Source organism: Xenorhabdus aichiensis (assembly GCF_028598775.1).
Classification (GTDB): Bacteria; Pseudomonadota; Gammaproteobacteria; order Enterobacterales; family Enterobacteriaceae; genus Xenorhabdus; species Xenorhabdus bovienii.
The window spans coordinates 17,724-33,997 of record NZ_JAQRFO010000046.1 but is presented as its reverse complement, the minus strand read 5'-3'; the positions used below and the strand labels follow the sequence as shown (position 1 = coordinate 33,997).

14 protein-coding genes and 1 pseudogene are annotated in these 16,274 nt (G+C 45.6%); 4 read left to right on the top strand and 11 right to left on the bottom strand.

Annotation, left to right across the window (positions count from 1 at the left end; translation table 11 throughout):
* Nucleotides 1–81: 81 nt before the first annotated feature.
* The 3 genes from PSI22_RS17035 (at nucleotide 82) to PSI22_RS17025 (ending at nucleotide 2,811) form a co-directional block, all read left to right on the top strand.
* Nucleotides 82–660, top strand: coding sequence for a plasmid pRiA4b ORF-3 family protein (locus PSI22_RS17035; RefSeq protein ID WP_273580776.1), 579 nt, complete (start codon nucleotides 82–84; stop codon nucleotides 658–660).
* 144 nt (nucleotides 661–804) lie between these two features.
* Entirely contained in the window at nucleotides 805–1,386 is a 582-nt protein-coding gene (locus PSI22_RS17030) for a recombinase family protein (RefSeq protein WP_273580775.1), read from the top strand.
* Nucleotides 1,387–1,410: 24 nt separating this feature from the next.
* Nucleotides 1,411–2,811 (top strand): ISKra4 family transposase, encoded by a 1,401-nt coding sequence (locus tag PSI22_RS17025; protein WP_273580774.1) that lies wholly within the window; start codon nucleotides 1,411–1,413, stop codon nucleotides 2,809–2,811.
* 26 nt (nucleotides 2,812–2,837) lie between these two features.
* On the opposite strand, the pseudogene PSI22_RS17020 reads toward PSI22_RS17025, so the two are convergent.
* Both PSI22_RS17020 and PSI22_RS17015 read right to left on the bottom strand, forming a co-directional pair.
* Nucleotides 2,838–3,041: pseudogene (locus tag PSI22_RS17020) on the bottom strand (IS6 family transposase); the annotation flags it as partial.
* A complete protein-coding gene (locus PSI22_RS17015; RefSeq protein WP_258087570.1) occupies nucleotides 3,032–3,514 on the bottom strand; it encodes a hypothetical protein in 483 nt (160 codons plus the stop codon). The gene PSI22_RS17015 and the pseudogene PSI22_RS17020, both read right to left, overlap by 10 nt.
* Between PSI22_RS17015 and PSI22_RS17010 the strand changes: the two genes are divergently transcribed.
* On the top strand, nucleotides 3,509–4,204 hold the full coding sequence (locus PSI22_RS17010) for an IS6 family transposase (RefSeq protein ID WP_273580773.1): 696 nt from the start codon (nucleotides 3,509–3,511) through the stop codon (nucleotides 4,202–4,204). The genes PSI22_RS17015 and PSI22_RS17010 overlap by 6 nt on opposite strands.
* Nucleotides 4,205–4,396: 192 nt before the next feature.
* On the opposite strand, the gene PSI22_RS17005 is transcribed toward PSI22_RS17010, so the two are convergent.
* Genes PSI22_RS17005 through PSI22_RS16965 form a run of 9 tightly spaced genes read right to left on the bottom strand, consistent with a single transcriptional unit; the run spans nucleotide 4,397 to nucleotide 16,268 of the window.
* A complete protein-coding gene (locus PSI22_RS17005; RefSeq protein WP_038250399.1) occupies nucleotides 4,397–4,864 on the bottom strand; it encodes an OsmC family protein in 468 nt (155 codons plus the stop codon).
* 20 nt (nucleotides 4,865–4,884) lie between these two features.
* On the bottom strand, nucleotides 4,885–5,919 hold the full coding sequence (locus tag PSI22_RS17000) for a C45 family autoproteolytic acyltransferase/hydrolase (protein WP_273580772.1): 1,035 nt from the start codon (nucleotides 5,917–5,919) through the stop codon (nucleotides 4,885–4,887).
* The gene (locus PSI22_RS16995) at nucleotides 5,916–6,530 is read right to left on the bottom strand and encodes a GNAT family N-acetyltransferase (RefSeq protein WP_038250403.1); all 615 of its coding nucleotides are present in this window, start codon (nucleotides 6,528–6,530) and stop codon (nucleotides 5,916–5,918) included. The genes PSI22_RS17000 and PSI22_RS16995 overlap by 4 nt, the downstream gene beginning before the upstream one ends.
* Nucleotides 6,531–6,553: 23 nt before the next feature.
* Nucleotides 6,554–6,823 carry a hypothetical protein gene (locus PSI22_RS16990; RefSeq protein WP_038250407.1) on the bottom strand — a complete coding sequence of 90 codons (270 nt, stop codon included), beginning with the start codon at nucleotides 6,821–6,823 and terminating at the stop codon, nucleotides 6,554–6,556.
* The gene (locus PSI22_RS16985) at nucleotides 6,813–8,330 is read right to left on the bottom strand and encodes an AMP-binding protein (protein WP_273580771.1); all 1,518 of its coding nucleotides are present in this window, start codon (nucleotides 8,328–8,330) and stop codon (nucleotides 6,813–6,815) included. Before PSI22_RS16985 ends, PSI22_RS16990 begins: the two co-directional genes overlap by 11 nt.
* A complete protein-coding gene (locus PSI22_RS16980) occupies nucleotides 8,327–11,581 on the bottom strand; it encodes a non-ribosomal peptide synthetase (RefSeq protein ID WP_273580770.1) in 3,255 nt (1,084 codons plus the stop codon). The genes PSI22_RS16985 and PSI22_RS16980 overlap by 4 nt, the downstream gene beginning before the upstream one ends.
* Nucleotides 11,578–13,818 carry a class I tRNA ligase family protein gene (locus PSI22_RS16975; protein WP_273580769.1) on the bottom strand — a complete coding sequence of 747 codons (2,241 nt, stop codon included), beginning with the start codon at nucleotides 13,816–13,818 and terminating at the stop codon, nucleotides 11,578–11,580. Before PSI22_RS16975 ends, PSI22_RS16980 begins: the two co-directional genes overlap by 4 nt.
* A 12-nt stretch (nucleotides 13,819–13,830) precedes the next feature.
* Nucleotides 13,831–14,871 (bottom strand): FAD-dependent oxidoreductase, encoded by a 1,041-nt coding sequence (locus PSI22_RS16970; protein WP_038250417.1) that lies wholly within the window; start codon nucleotides 14,869–14,871, stop codon nucleotides 13,831–13,833.
* A gap of 35 nt (nucleotides 14,872–14,906) precedes the next feature.
* Complete coding sequence (locus PSI22_RS16965; protein WP_038250419.1) at nucleotides 14,907–16,268, bottom strand: lysine N(6)-hydroxylase/L-ornithine N(5)-oxygenase family protein; 1,362 nt, start codon at nucleotides 16,266–16,268, stop codon at nucleotides 14,907–14,909.
* Nucleotides 16,269–16,274 lie beyond the last annotated feature (6 nt).

Below are 16,274 nucleotides of genomic sequence, written 5' to 3'. Positions count from 1 at the left end.
AGAGCATAAAAATGTGTGGGGCACCCTGTTCAATCGGCGATAGAATGAGCAATTAAACCTGTTTTTCTCAGGTAGCTCGCCATGAAAATTTATGTCGTTAAAATCGCCCTTCGGGGTATCAGCCCAATGGTCTGGCGCCGATTCAGGCTATCAGGCGAGACATCTTTAGCTGCTTTTCACTATATCATTCAGATCGCACAGGGATGGCAGGATGATCACCTGCATCAATTCCGTATTTATGGTAAAAATTACGGTATTTCGTACTCCGGCGGGATGGCATTTTCTGATAACCCTTACAAAATCGCGCTGGCTGACTTTGAATTTGATGCCGGTGATCGCTTTACTTATGAATACAATTTTTTTGAGCAGGGGCTTCACGATATCCGTATTGAAACTGTTCTCGAAAACGCTAACCTGAAGTCACCTTTTTGTTTGGCCGGAAACAGAATGCCCGGGGCGACGTTAGCCGATGAAGCCGATAAAACACTGGCACTGTTCAACGCGATTATTCACGCTGATGAAACAACAACGATCGGAGAGATCCGTCCATTGGTTGAGGCACTTGATGCCGTCAGATTCAACCGCCGAAAGATTAATCGCCAATTAAGCCGGCTCAACCTTGATTCACCGGAACTTGAACCCATCGTGATAGGGCTGTAGCGGATAGGGTGATCGGTATCCATAAAGGTATACCTTTTCAGTCGTGCTAAAAACAAGGTTATAGCTCTCTATAAACCTCGAAAAAGGCAATTTTATAGAGTATTCTACAAATCTTTATCAGGTTTAAAGATTTTTGAGGGTCGTATGCACTATGCCTATATTCGGGTGAGTTCGGTTGACCAACATGTTGAGCGCCAGAAAGCGGCGCTGTCTGCGTCCGGTATTGAAATTGATAAAATGTATGTCGAACAGGCCAGTGCTAAAAACATCAACCGGCCACAACTTCAGGATTTACTTCAACAGGTCAGAACTGGCGACACGATTGTTGTTCACTCCATCGATCGGTTATGCCGCAATATGATGGATATGTGTAGTCTGACCCTGCGTTTACGCCAGCAAGGTATTACACTGATATTCCTGAAGGAGCAGCTTACGTTTAGTGCTCACGAGAGCACGCCTATGCAAGAGCTGCAACTGCATATGATGTCGGCCTTCAGTCAGTTTGAACGGGCACTCATTCGAGAGAGGCAAACCGAAGGGATCGCAGCAAAAAAACAGCGCGGGGAACGAACGGGCAGGCCGCCTGCGGATATCAGTAAATTACCCCAAATAGACGCGCTAAGGGCAAAAGGTATCAAGTTAAAGCTGGCCTGCGATAACGTAGGATTAGGGGTTTCTACATATTATAAATTGCGTCACCAACTAAAAAATGGGGGAATACAGTAGCCACCACCCCGTGAGGACAGCATCATGCAATTCACAATCCAAATCGCGATGGTCGATAAATCAGGTCATCGCCATACTGAGAAGTTATTCACGATAGAAAAACAGTCCGATGCCCCCAATGACATTGGACTCTCCCTGTCTGAATCGAAATTACTTTTGAACGCTATCCAGCAATCAGTGACCCAGAAACAGGCGGCGGAATATTTGGATGAACATCGTGCTTGTCCTTGCTGTCAACGAAATCGCCGGATAAAAGGCAAACAAACCATCCAGTACCGAACCTTATTTGGCATTATCCCAGTAGAGGGATTTCGGATTTATCGGTGTGCGTGTGAGCAACATTCAACCCAGACCGTTAGCCTGCTTAATAATTGGTGTGATTCGCATACTCACCCGGAACTCAGGTACATAGAAACCCGGTGGGCGTCACTGATGTCTTATGGATTGACCGCTAATCTGCTCAAAGATATTCTGCCAATGGGGAAACACTGTAATGCTGCCACGGTCAGAAATCACCTTTGTCAGACGGCCAAAAGGCAAGAGGTTGAATTAGACGATGTGCCGGATTTTCTCCCCGGCGATCCCAGAGAATGGGAAAAATTACCCAAACCGGGAAAACCAATGACAGTGGGCATTGACGGAGGCTACGTCAGAAACTGGGACGACAGAAAACATCATTTCGAAGTCATTGCCGGAAAATCATTCGCGACTCATGTCCCAACCAAACGCTTTGGTTTTGTGCAATGTCTGGAAAATCATCCCAGAAGAAAACTCATCGCCCAGCTATCCTCACAGGGAATGCAGGCGAATCAACAAATAACTTTCTTATCGGATGGTGCTGATAATCTCAGGGATCTGCAATTTAACCTGTACCCCGAATCCCAACACGTATTGGATTGGTTTCATATCACGATGCGTCTGACAGTACTAAAACAATATGCCAAAGGAGTATCAAAAAGCGCCCCGGAACTCGGTGCAGAATTATTGGACTCTTTAACCCGTACAAAATGGTATCTTTGGCATGGCAATGTGATGAAGGCATTAGAACACCTGGATGATTGTGCTGCGATGTGTGATGAGGACATACTGCATTATGAAAATAAGAAATCCTTGTCAAAACATCTCGATGAAATGTACACCTATATTAAAAATAACCGCATGATGATCCCGAATTACGGTGAAATGTACCGATATGGCGAACCGATTTCTTCAGCATTTGTTGAATCGACGATCAATGAAGTGATTGCTAAACGAATGGTGAAAAAGCAACAGATGCAATGGAGCCAGCAAGGGGCACATTATTTAATCCAGACACGCACAACCGTACTGAATGATGATTTGAAAACCCAATTTGAGCATTGGTATCCGGGCATAAAATTAGGTGACGAAGCGGAGCATTCTTGGGCAGAAAAGATTGCGGCATAATGCCCCACGCTTTTTTATGGTCTCCACCGCCGATAACGTTTCACAAGCAACGGAACCCGACGATGAACCCAACGGGAAAGGGTAGAATGATCAACGGCAATCCCCCGTTCAGCCATCATTTCCTCTAAGTTACGCAAACTCAGGGCGTAGGCCAAATACCCACGGACACATTGAGCAATGATATCGACGGGATAATGGAGACGTTTAAAGGCGTTTCGGCTCAGGGGCATCGTTTGGAACTCGCGCAAAAACCGGGAAGTTTACCTGAAGTTCCGTTAATGCGACAGAACCGGTACGCTTCGGCCGTTACGAAAGACGTTAATGAATAGCCCTGTTTCCAGTGTAATGCGCGCGGTGAATCTAAGGCTTCAATTAAATCAGCCTGCAATAATCCGAGGATTGAAATCCATTCAGGGTTACCTGAACGAACGTTATATTCCAACAGCCAGGGAGTATCTTCAATTATCATTAAGCCAAAATATAATATGGAGTGATATTCCATACCTTCTTTCTGAAGTCCCAGTAGTGTCGGTTCTATCACTCGGGACTTAATATTTTCGATTAATTTATTCGGGTAACGACCATTAAAGGCCAGCGCGGCCATACCGTGTGTCATTGGCCCTTCGTTGCCATCGCAAAGCCTTTTATAATCCTGCACTAAAGGCAATATAAAATAGTCATTACCGGTACAAAGAACATGCAAAGATATTTCGTATCCAGAGAGCCTCTCCTCTATCCTACCGATATTATCGCCCAGTGTGTCCGATGGTATCTCGCTTATGCCCTGAGTTTACGAAATCTGGAAGAGATAATGGCTGAGCGGGGTGTCATCGTTGATCATTCCACGCTCTCGCGCTGGGTTCATCGTCTGGTGCCTTTAATTGTCAAACGTTATCGGCGCTGCAAACCTGATGTCGGGTGTCGCTGGCGAATGGATGAAACCTATATCAAAATCAAAGGGCAATGGCGGTATCTCTACCGGGCGGTGGATTCGCACGGGAATACCGTGGATTTTTTGTTGACGGCTCGTCGGGATAAGGCCGCTGCCTTGCGTTTTTTCAAAAAGGCGATGCGTCAGCACGGACAACCTGAGGTCGTCACAATGGATAAAAGCAGCGCCAATAAAGCGGCGGTAGACGAGTTAAATCAGGGGAAATCCAAAGAGGAAGCCATCGTTATCTGGCAAAACAAATACCTCAATAACCTCATTGAGCAGGATCACCGCAACATCAAACGGCGAATCTCTCCCCTGCTGGGCTTCAAAAATTTCAGGCGGGCTCAGACTCTTCTAGCGGGCATTGAGTTAGTCAGCATGTTGCGTAAAGGACAATATGTTCAAGAGCCGGAATGCCCGATGTCACCCGCGGCCTTTTTCTATCAACTGACCGCATAAAAAAACAACCAACACACTTTCACTCGGACATTTCTTGTTAATGCGACAGAGCCTAAAAAACAACCACTCGCGGGATCTCTGATTAACTCGCCGTTAATGCGACAGAACCAATAGTTATTACATTGGCTAAAAACTCAACAATCACCGACTTTAGTTGGTGGCGGTTGAGTTTCATGGAGTAAATATCAGTTTTTAACTGGCTAATTCAACTCTAGCATTGATTTTAATTTTAATATTTGTAGAGTTTGCAATATAACACTTTTCATGAGCTAGACGATGTAAACTAATAGCCAGGCTTTCATCAGACTCCTTAGATATTACTGAGTGAGGTTGCAATGTCATCTCGACAAATCGCCCCTCCTTTTCACTCATTATGCCTTTCGCCTGGTCGCGATACTGCAATACGCTGACGCCAGCCTCCGCACATAGATGCAAATACCAAAGTTGATGGCAAGCTGATAGTGATGCAATCAAGAGTTCTTCTGGGTTCCAGCATTCTTTCTTACCTAAAAACTTAGGGTCTGCCGAGCCCTTTAAAAACTTACCATGCTCTCCGGAAATATCATATTCACGCGCATATTCTCTATAACTTGGAGTCCCTTGACCTAAGTTACCTGTCCAAGATAAAGAAATTCCATAATGATGCAGTATATCAGCCATAAATTACATCCTTATTACAGTTAATTAAAAAGAGAAAAAGACTGCGTTGTTGAAAGTGCGGGGTTACCTGGGCGTAATAGCATTTTTCCCTCTTCCGGTAATATCACGACAGCAGCAACAGTACGTTCACGGCGTATATCGCCGTTATCTGCAACACAAACTGGCGGGGTTGTAAACAAGGAAAAACAATCATCACTGTCAATGTGTTCTTGCTGTAATAGTTCTCGTGTTTTTTCTAACCTTTGTCGTGAAGAGTTTTTAGCAAAGATATTGATTTGATCATGAGAAGCAAAATCAGGGTGCAAAAAATGATTGGTGTGTGCAGTTGAATAGCCTGCTTCCACAATACGCAGTTGATTATTCAAAATTTCTACACAGAGAAGGTGCTGTTTATCACATAAAGTAAAGGAGCGTGAACTGGACAATGGGAGACAACGAAGCGCTTTCACTGCCTGCTCCACTGTGTCGTAATTATCCAGAAGATGGCGAATCACCAGATAAGGCGGAATACCTACTCCCCACGTCCCCCCCAGAACCATGTTAAGCCCAATAGCCAATCCGGCACGATTAAGCCCAAGATAACCCAAAAGCCCTGCAAAACTTAAAATCAATGATGAATTGCGCGTTCCTTTGCATTCCAGAATATGAATAAAATCATCGAGATTACCATTCAAATCCACCGTTTGTGCCAGAATGGATTGCCCTTTGAAAGAGGATAATGTCGTACAGTCTCCTGACTCTGTAGTACGATTATAACCCAGCACCTCTCGCCTCAACTGCAGTAACCAAGCCAAATCTAACGGCATCTCAGCGCCGATCGATAACCCTTCAATCTCTTGCGCAATATCAGGCAGCCAAGTTTTTACGCAAATACGGTAGCGTTCGATATTTTCACCAAGCTGGCTAAGGGACAACGCTGATTGCCCCAAATGATTTAAACGGCAAAGACCATCATCAGCAAATTTCGATAACGCCTTCCGGCATTGCTGACCGTGTTGGATGCCCCTCTCAAGAGCATCTCCGTTCAGTGTCACGACATTAACGTTAGGGATCATCGCTGCTCCGTATGAGGCCGTATTTTCCCGTGGTCCTGTAAACCTTGTTTTACCTTCGGCCACTCGGTGTTCAACACGCTGTAGAAAATAGCGTCACGCCGCCGCCCATCTGGCATAAAATTAAAACTGCGTAATGTGCCTTCTTCCTCCGCACCAATATTGCGCAGGCCAGCTCGAGCCTGCAGATTGAGGATGTCGGTTTTAAACTCAACACGCAATGCCTGTAAGGTCTCAAAAGCATGCTTCATCAGTAAATATTTTGCCCATCGGTTGATCCCCTTACCTCGAAATGCCTCTCCCAGCCAAGACCAACCGATCTCCAATCGAGCCTCATGCTCAATCATATTGCCAAAACTCATACTGCCTGCTATCTGACCAGAACGTTTATCTATTACCATGAAGACTGCACGACTTCCGGCAGCCTGATCATTTAACATCGCATCAAAGAAACGCTCAAATTCGATGTCATTACTGACGCGAAAAACGAAATATGTCCAAATATGTGAGTCGCGAGATAAAGCTCTTACCTCCTCCCGATCCTCTTCCTTCACAGGTCTTAGCATGACATATTCATTTTCTAATACTTTGGAAGCATTCTCTTTCCAGTTCATCACTAGTATCCTTAAAATGGTAATTAATTTATATGCTTATTTAAAATATCAATGACATTCCCGAGAGTTTGCATATTTCCCAAATCGTCTTCGTTAAAGTTGGATAAATCAATATTCATCTCATTACATAGAGATGTGATAAACAGGATTTTATTAAGCGATGTCAATCCATAGATATCACTCATATTTTCTTTTAGATCTAGCTGAGTTGCGTCGATATCTGTAGATAAAGACGCTGCCAGTTTTTGTCGTGCTATGGTTTCCAATTTTGTAATGACGGTATCAGTTTGCATAACGACTCTCTTTATCTGTGGCGTGAAGTTGTTCTTGATAAGATTCAAAAATCATTTTTCGCAGTGGTTTAAATTGTGAGGATAGCAGACCATTTTCTATACTGAACGGTGGGTCAGCGATAATGATTCGGACTATAAGCTCGTCTTTCTCACCTGAGGCGTTTACATTCTCTAAAGCTTGTAAAATAGACGCGTGTTCGACAGTGTCACCGGCTGGTGAAATGATGGCAACTAGTTCGGCCTGTTTCGGGCTGAAAATTACGCACTCAGCAATGGCCGGTTCATTACGCATGCGCGCCTCGATGGGCTGCACATCTATTTTTTTCCCGTTGTCCAAGACTATCACGTTGTCAGAACGACCTTTGATGTAGAGGAATCCTTGTTCATCAATATGGCCAATATCGCCAGTCCGTACACCGCCATCAGCGGTAAATATTTTTTCAGATGCGCCAGGCTGTGCGTAAAGATAACGGGTGTTTACCGGGTAATCGCTGTAAACCACAACGTTACCATCCCTATCAATAATGACTTTTTTCTCATCAACAACTTGTCCAACACTGCCTAATCGGCAGGCTGTCGGGTGATTTTTTGTCACAATGCAGGTTTCATTCATACCGTAGCCTTCATAAATGGGCAGCCCCACTTGATGAAAAAACTGAAGCATTCCCAATTCTGCTGGAGCCGACCCCGTCCACAAATAGCGAATGCTTGTGCCAAACAGCACTTTTACCTGCGATACCATCGCTGCTAGGTCATTACTTTGGCGTTCAATATGGCGACGCGCTGAGTCAAAGAAAGCAGGTACGCCCATCACCACAGTCGGATTAAGCTGAGGCATGACGACAAATGCAGACTGATAGTTGGTGAGTATCGTATCGTGACCAAACTTTAATGCAGAATAGACCCAATAACGCTGCTGCAATAACGATAACGGCAGAAATACCAGCAGGCGGTCTCCATCACCGTGATTAAAAATGTTCTGCACGCTACGCAGCGAGGAATCAATGCTGCCTACTGTGGCAGCCAACCCTTTAGGAATGCCAGTTGAGCCTGAAGTAAATTTGATTGTCGTAGTATCGCTTTGCTCATACTGTACCAGAGGCAGTATTTCAGTGAATTCATCAATAAACGCATTAATCTCTTTAATATCATGCAAGTGAGGGTGAGAAGCGTCGTACGTCTTATCGGTGAAAAGACATTTCAGCTGATAGCTTTGCACCAACGCTGCACTTGCCTCAAATTTCCCAGGGTCAAAGCCGGCAGTACGTATTTTTATTCTCAACGCAGCCAGGTCGAGTAACACCCATTCCAAGCGGTTATCGGACAAGATACCGATGGTATTACCCGGTTTAATCCCGTGTGCTAGCAAACCGTTAGCAACACGTCCTGACATCTCGTAAAGTGTGGATAAAGGTATCGTTTTACGCTCGCTTAGTGTCGCAACTATCAAATTCCCCCCCGCCTTTGGGGGACCGCTCACGATATCGTTAATGATTGATGGTTTCATGGTTGAGCTTCCTCGCTGGCGATTCTCGCAGCCATCGCCTTCACTGTATTTAGATGATAAATAGACTCTAGTGGCATCGATATCCCGAAAGTTTTGCGTACGGAAGTTAAAATCCGCAGGGCACTCAGCGAGTTGCCACCACGGTCAAAGAAATCTTCATCCACACCAATGGAACCTGCGGCCAAGATCTCCTGCCAAATTCCCTGCAAGGTGCTTTCGATCCTGCCATTGGCTTGGCTGACTAATGACGACGCGGAGTTTCCTTCATCAAGCGGCAGCTCACCCAGCGCTTTTCTGTCAATCTTCAGGTTACGGTTTAACGGCAAAGCATCGTGCCATACCACACGTGCTGGGATCATATAATCGGGTAGGTGTTGACTAAGACGCTGGCGAATTTCCGCAGAAGGAAGGGGTTCATCATTGGCAACCAAGTGTGCGACAAGCACATCCCCTTGCGAACTTTTTGACGCAACAACCGCCACCTGCCCAATTTCCGCAAATTTGGCTATGCTGCTTTCAATTTCACCCGTTTCAATTCGATAGCCGTTAACTTTTATCTGTAAATCAACCCGGCCTAGAATATCCACATCCCCATTGGGCAGATAACGACCGAGATCTCCTGTCCGGAAAAATCGTTTTCCGCTCTTAGGGTCAATGAGATAGCGTTCAGAAGTACGCGCTTCATCCCTCCAGTAGCCCAGCGTAATCCCTATGCCCGTGGCATAGATCTCCCCTGGTACCCAATCAGGGCATTCGAGTCCTTGTTCATTGCGGATGCTGCATTGATTATTGGAGTTTGGACGACCATAAGGGATCGACTCCCCCGTGCAATCCTGTGAGGAGATCGGGTGACAAATATTCCAAATAGTCGTTTCCGTCGGCCCCCCCAATGACCATAGGTCAATCTGAGGTTGCGTCGATATTATGGCGGCAGGCAAATCCGGTGGAATGCGATCGCCACTCATCATGATCAAACGCAGCGAGGAAGGCATGGTTTGCGTATGCTCATACATCATACGCACTATGGCAGGTACTGAGTTCCAGATAGTCACACCGGTTTCACGGCATAACGTTGCCCAGTGCTCAACATCAGCAGCTTTATCGGCTTCGGGAATCACTAAGGATGCGCCAGCAGATAACGCCCCAAACAGATCCCATACCGACAGGTCGAAGTTAAATGCACTGATAGCAAAAAACCGATCTTCCGGCGTCACCGTGAAGCGGCTCTGACAGTCAGCTATCAGGTTGATGACATTACGATGGGTAACCATGACCCCTTTAGGGTTACCTGTCGTACCCGAAGTATAAAGCACATAGGCAAGATCATCTGGACACGCAAGCGGATCAATCGACGGTAATTCTGCAGGGATCTGCGAGCAAGTTCGCAGATCGAATTGTGGTTGCTCAGTAACAACGTCGACATTGGTCAAGACCAGATTAACCTGACCATCTTTCAGCATAAAATCACGGCGCTCAGCTGGCAATCCGGCATCAATCGGTAAATATGCGGCTCCAGCAAGTACAATCGCCAATATGCCTACGATATGCTCGGGAGAACGCTCTGCAATCAAACCAACCAATTCGTTGTGCTTTACCCCTCGTGCTTTTAACCACTGTGCGGCGGTTGCTGCCCGGTTCAGCAATTCTCCATAGCTGATCTGACGCTGTAGCGTATGGATGGCAATGCTTTCTGGCTGCCGCAGGGCAACAGCGACAAAGGCGCTCCCTAACATATCCTCGGTACATGGCATTTGGGTATTGTTTGCCAATGCACGCTGGTGGCGCTGTTCGTCAGGTAGCAATTCGAATACCGATTGTTGCCAGTTTTCCGGTACGCAGAGCAGATGCAAGAGGAGTTGGAACCCGCTAACCAATACCGTCAGGAATCCAGAAGGGTAATAAGCGTCAACCCCATCCAAACGAATCACCAAAGCGCCCTTTTGCTCGAAGATAAAAGCGTCTAACAAAACCTGAGGGGTTTGGCTGATTGTAAATACTTCACGGCCGAAATATTCCAGGGAATCGCCATTGACGGCACCGACAGCCCCTAACGTACAGTTAAAAGTATAGGACATACGCGCGGCACTTAAGCCGCGCTTTCGCGCCAGCTCCTGCATAACGTCAATACCAGAAAAATAGCGGTGATCTATATCTTGATGCAGACGAGACTGCAGCTGTTTCGCACGTTCCAGGAACGAACTCTGATGGTCTAAAGAAATTTCGGCAAGCATGGGATCGGAGAAAGGTCCGATAGTGCTGAATGCCTGAGGATGTATCGGGCGGCGTTCGGAGATTGTGACGTTAAGGGTAAAGTGTTCCCCTGCGCCCCACACGTATAGCGTTTCAGCGTAAGCCGCCATCAACGCCACCGCCGGAGTCAGTTGATACACTAACATCAACTTCTGCAATTGCTGCCACTGTTGCGGGGCCAGCGTTACGAGGTGCTGGCAAAAACGTATCGCTCCGTTATGCGGCTTACTGGCTAATGGAAGCTCTGGAGCTTTTGGTAGTGTAGGGAGACGCTGTAGCCAATAATCGCGCGAGCGCTTATAAGCCGCATGCTCACGTTCCTTTTCTTTAACGCTGATATGCTGGGAAAAAGGCAGGTAGGTGACGGGTTCTAAAACCGTCTGGTAGTGCTGATACCAATGATGAAAAAATAAAAACATACTGATGCCATCAACGACCATACCATCATGATTGACGTAGAGCACCATACTGTCGTCAGACAAGATAGCGACATCAACCTGAAGTAATGATTCGCTCGGCGACAAAATCAGATGGGATTTCTCGGTACGCAGATTCTCGCGAACCTGCACCTGCTCCGATGTCGATAGGGTGCGCAGATCATGCCGTATGATGCTGGGAATATCATCGCTTTCATATTGTTCGCCATCACTGGTAATACGCAGGCGCAATGCGGAGTGTTCAGAAATAACCTGTTGTAGGGCCTGCTGCAGGCGCTCGATATCCCATACGCCTTCAATTTCATGAAAGACCTGATTGGCTATCTCACCGCCGTCAAACAGCGGCGAACGGCCACGATAGTAGGCTTGCTGCAAAGGGGTCAGCGGGAAACGCGCTGCTTGCCGCTGTAGATAATCGAGCAACATCGCCTTATGTTCTCTGATAGCGTCCACCAGTTGAGGAGAAATAGAACGCGTAGCTCCCTCTAACTTCAAATTACCTTCCAGGGCGCTGATCTTCAGGCCAGCAGCTTCAATATCCTTCAATAATTCCAACGCAGTCATGCCATTACTCCTTTTGCCAACTCGACACCGGATGGCTGCCGCTTCGCGATATGTTCCACAATATTACGTAAAGGTTGGTTAAGTAACGTTTCGAGTTGAATATCGACTTGGTGTTCATGGAGTAATTGATATTGCAACGTAACGGTCATCAATGATGTCGCTCCCAAATTTGCCAAAGCATGATTGGGATGGAATTGGGTATCCGGCATCAGCACACTGAGTTTTTCCTGTAACCAGTCCCAATGGGGGACTTCGGTCAAAGCATCAGAATCGGTAAAGAAGCAGGTATCATGTAAAGTGACTCGATTGCCAACGGCGACTAATTCAGCCTGTTCAGGCCAAGCGCTCGCCGTCTCATTGCCCAGAGCCGTTGCCAGCCGCGCAGCAAAACGAGGCATCAAAGGGGTGGCAATGTGAGAAAGCAACTGCGCCGCAGCCAGTTCCAATGCAAATGCGGTACGATATTCGTCCTTCCAGTTTTCAAGCCCGGACAAGCGTGCTTGGCTGCGAGAAAATTCAATCGTTTCACGCACTAACATTTTGAGCTGTTGAGCGGCGCTACGCAGGGAGAAGCCATCTGCGTTCAGCGCATTCGTTACATTTTGCAAATAGCCGTTGAGTCGGGCCCAAAACGCCACGTGTTCTTTGATCCAGATGCCTGCGTCCGGTACATTACCCATGAAGTGACTCACCGCACGCTGCCCAAGATCCTGTAGCCAGCTTTGCCACTCATTAATCAGCGTATGACGCAGTTCAGTTTTATAGGCATCGACCTGAAAATTGGTTCTTTCCTGTTCTGGGCGAGTCAGGCATAGGTAATAGCGAACAGCATCCACACTTTCTGGGGTAAGAATTTCTTTTCCCCATACTGCATGACGTCGGCTAGTGGAGAATTTTTTACCATCTAGGAGATAAAATTCATTGTAGTGATAGTCAATATCGGGCTGCCAATTCGGATAGGCTAATCGGTAAAGTACTGGATACAGGATGCTGTGATAAAAACTGTTGTCATAACCAAAAAAATGGACAATTTTCCAGTTGTTATCAGGGTTATTTGCTTTCCAAGGCTGTTTCAGCTGTTTGCCAAGCTGTTCAATACCGTACAAAAAGCTGTAGCTCATTTCTGGCCATACCCATATGACCTGTCCTGCCCCCTCTGATTCAGCAGGTTCAATACCCCAATGGGAGGGATGAGAGACAGGAATGTCGACTGCAGGACGAGAAAATATCCTATTCGCCAGTTCGCGCATTCTCGCTGGTACTCTGCCAACCTTATGATGCTGCTTTACAATATTTTCGAACTGGTGTAGGGGTAGCATATAGCGACTAACGTGAGCTTCTTTAGGTGCCGTTTGGCTAATTTTCGACGTAGGCGATGCCAAATCAACCACTACGTTAGGTTCACCACATTCTTCGCAGATATTGCCGTTCGTCCCTGAGCCACAGCTAGGGCATTGGCCAGAAACGTCAACCTCATACAAATATTCACCACTGACAGCATCACAGAAGGCCGGCGAGTCTCTAAACGATACTTTACCGGAGCCAATCATGCGACTAAAGAAATCTCGAGCACCTTCAGCATATTCCGAAGCATTGTTGGTGACCGTATATTGAGTTATCTCAATATCCATCATATTAAGCGTTTGTAGAATTTCTTGTGAATAATGCGCCGCGATCTCTGCTGGCGTAACGCCTTCTCGTTCTGCCAATGCCACGACATAACTTTGATAATCATCAGACCCCGTCATATGCCAAGCAGGATTACCGATGAGCCGCTGATAGCGCACATAAACATCGGCAGCCAGATAAGGTCCTGATAAATGTCCCAAATGCAAATCACCATTAGGCGTTGGTGGAGTAGAGAAAACAAACTGCGGGCGTTTGGGATCTTGCCGTTCTCTGGAAGTTGCAGATCGCTTGGCACTGGCCGCATCTCGACGATATTGCAGGAAGAAGATGACGTCCTGATCGCCAGTGTTTTCTAATACATGAGATTCGAACGGCGAGAATTGTGCAACAGTACCGGCTTTAACCGGGTAGATATGGCTATCAACAATCAGCTGCCCCTGACCGCTGACAATAACAAACATTTCTGTCTCATCATGCTGATGGCTACTAGAGCGATTACCCGGTGTAACTCTTCCCCAGCCAGCAGGAATATCTAATCCATCAATGCTGCTGATATCAATATCGAACTGTTTCGACATTTCCGCATCGTCATAGTTGTGAATAATCATCTTACTGTTCTCTTAGGTGTTGGTTTGCGAAAGTAAAGCAATCACTTCGGAAGCAATGGCAGGGGCTAGCCGATAACCTGAACCATTTGCCCCACCGGCGTAAATCAATCCATCATCCAACTGGGTGATAATGGGTTCACGCGATGCACTGTAGGCATCACAGAAAACGCGTCCATCATGAATCTTTTTGGCCAGAGCCTGGGAATACCGGCTCAAGACATTCTTAGCAGTCTCAATGTCCTGACTCTGAAGGGCAGTGATATCTTTAGGTTTCACATCCCACTCTTGGCAGGTGTAGCTAAACAGCCAGTGATTACGACTATGGCAGGGCAGCAGGAAAGCATCGTCGTCATGGAAGATGCTCAGTGGGGCATTCGCCGCAGGAACTTGCGCAATATGCACCGCGACGATTTTTTTTATGCGTATCCCCAGATCAGCTATTCGGTCTCTCCAGGCAGGTTCGGCAAGCCAAGGCCCCGGTGCCAAAATGACTTTGCTTGCGATCACCTGTTCGCCGGAACTTAAACCTAACAGATAGCCATTGCCCTGACGCTGTAAGCTGTCAACGCTGACACCTTCATGGATATCGATTTGTAAACGCAATTCGTGCATAAACAGATTAACCAGCTTAAAAACATCGGCATAATGCCCACCTTTTCCCTGAAGGATCGCCAGTTTTTTTTGTCCAGAAAGCTCAATATCAGAATTTAATGAAGTAATAACGGGAGTAAACTCCGCTAAGGGCAGATAATTACTCAGTGTTTTATCCAAGTGGGCACTACGGGTAATCAACTCCATAGTTAAAGGGTATATAGGAGTGTTCCCTCCTATGAGCTCTTGATAATAATTGTGACTATAAAGCGACATTTTCTGGACTCGAGGATTAACCCCACGAGGAAAATGAACGCCTGCAGAATAAAATGAACTACCTGAACCTAAAATTCTTTTTTCAAAAATAGAGATTGATGCATTGGGTGTGTTTTTTATTATTTCACGAGCTATAACGATCCCAATAATACCACCACCGACAATAGCGATATCAGTTTTCATCATGATTTTAAATTCTTATATTAGATGCTACGTTAGCTTTAAAAGTTGTATAATTTATTGTCTTTTATTTTTTCATTCATAATTGAATTACTTTCTTCCGAAATTTTGACATTATTTTCCGGATACCAGTCAACAAATGAAGGTTGCTGCTGCTTAGGATACTCTCCGCATAGTCGCCCCATAATACGTTGGGCACGCCATGCATTTAAGCTGAGATTTAAATCGGGTAACCCGCGCTGACCCCTGACAGCATTCTGAACAAAGATATGATTTTTGGCAGGGCCATCCCAGACCACAGCATAATCCTCGTTTACGACAAATTCGTCTTTTTCATAATGAATACGATCTTTTAATGCCCCCAAAAAATTCTTCTCTGCAGGTCTGTAACCGGTAGCCCAAATGACTACATCAGCATTTACTTCTTCCGCATTATAGGCGTCAGTGTGCCGGAAACTCAGCCTCCAACGATTGTCCGTTGTAGCAACAATATCTGTAACAGAACGGCTGGTCATCAGATCAAACTTAATCTGATTTGGAGTGATAAAATACAAGTAATAAAGCTTTTGATAAATATCACGTAACGTTGATTCTGATATTCCGTCTGAGGTCAGAATATTTTCACTATTTGTTTTTTGACGCAAATGTAAGGGAAGCTTTCGAAAATAATCTGAATAACAAGGCATATAAAAGTCATTAGTGAAAGTTGAATCGTCGATTGGAAAGAAATTTCGACGCCGTGAAATCCAACTGACATGGCTCGGGCGCTCATTATCTGGTTTAGATAACAGATCGAGAAATGCTTCCGCTCCCGATTGTCCTCCGCCTACGACCACAACATGTTTTCCAGCAACATTTTTACTTTTTTTCATGTATTGACTGATGTGATATTGCGTTTCTCCCAGCTTAAGAGCAGCAAAATCAGGAATCCATGGTTTAGTTCCTACTCCAATTGCCAGATGATCGGAGGTTATCAGACGCTTATTAGTTTCGATTCTAAATACGCTATCAAATTCGATTTGTTGTACTTTTTCACCAAATACCACATTTTCATTTTTTTCCGCAGCCCAAGCCATATAATTCCGGAATTCTCGCCTCGGAATTTTATCAAACTGCGCATTAAGGAAATGATAGATTCGCCCTTTCTCATGCAAATAGGCTAGAAAAGTGAATTTATTCGTCGGGTCAGTCAAAGTGCTAAGATCTTTAAACAGTGACACTTGCAATGTTGCTCCTTCGATCATTTGCTCATCGTGCCAAGAAAAAGATGATTTTTGGTCTATAAAAATATTGCTGATTTCTGACTTATTATAAAGCAAAGCGGCCAAACTTAAATTTGCCGGTCCTGCACCAATACCTAATATATTATAATGTGATGATACTTCTTTTAGCGTTCGGTTCATTTTATA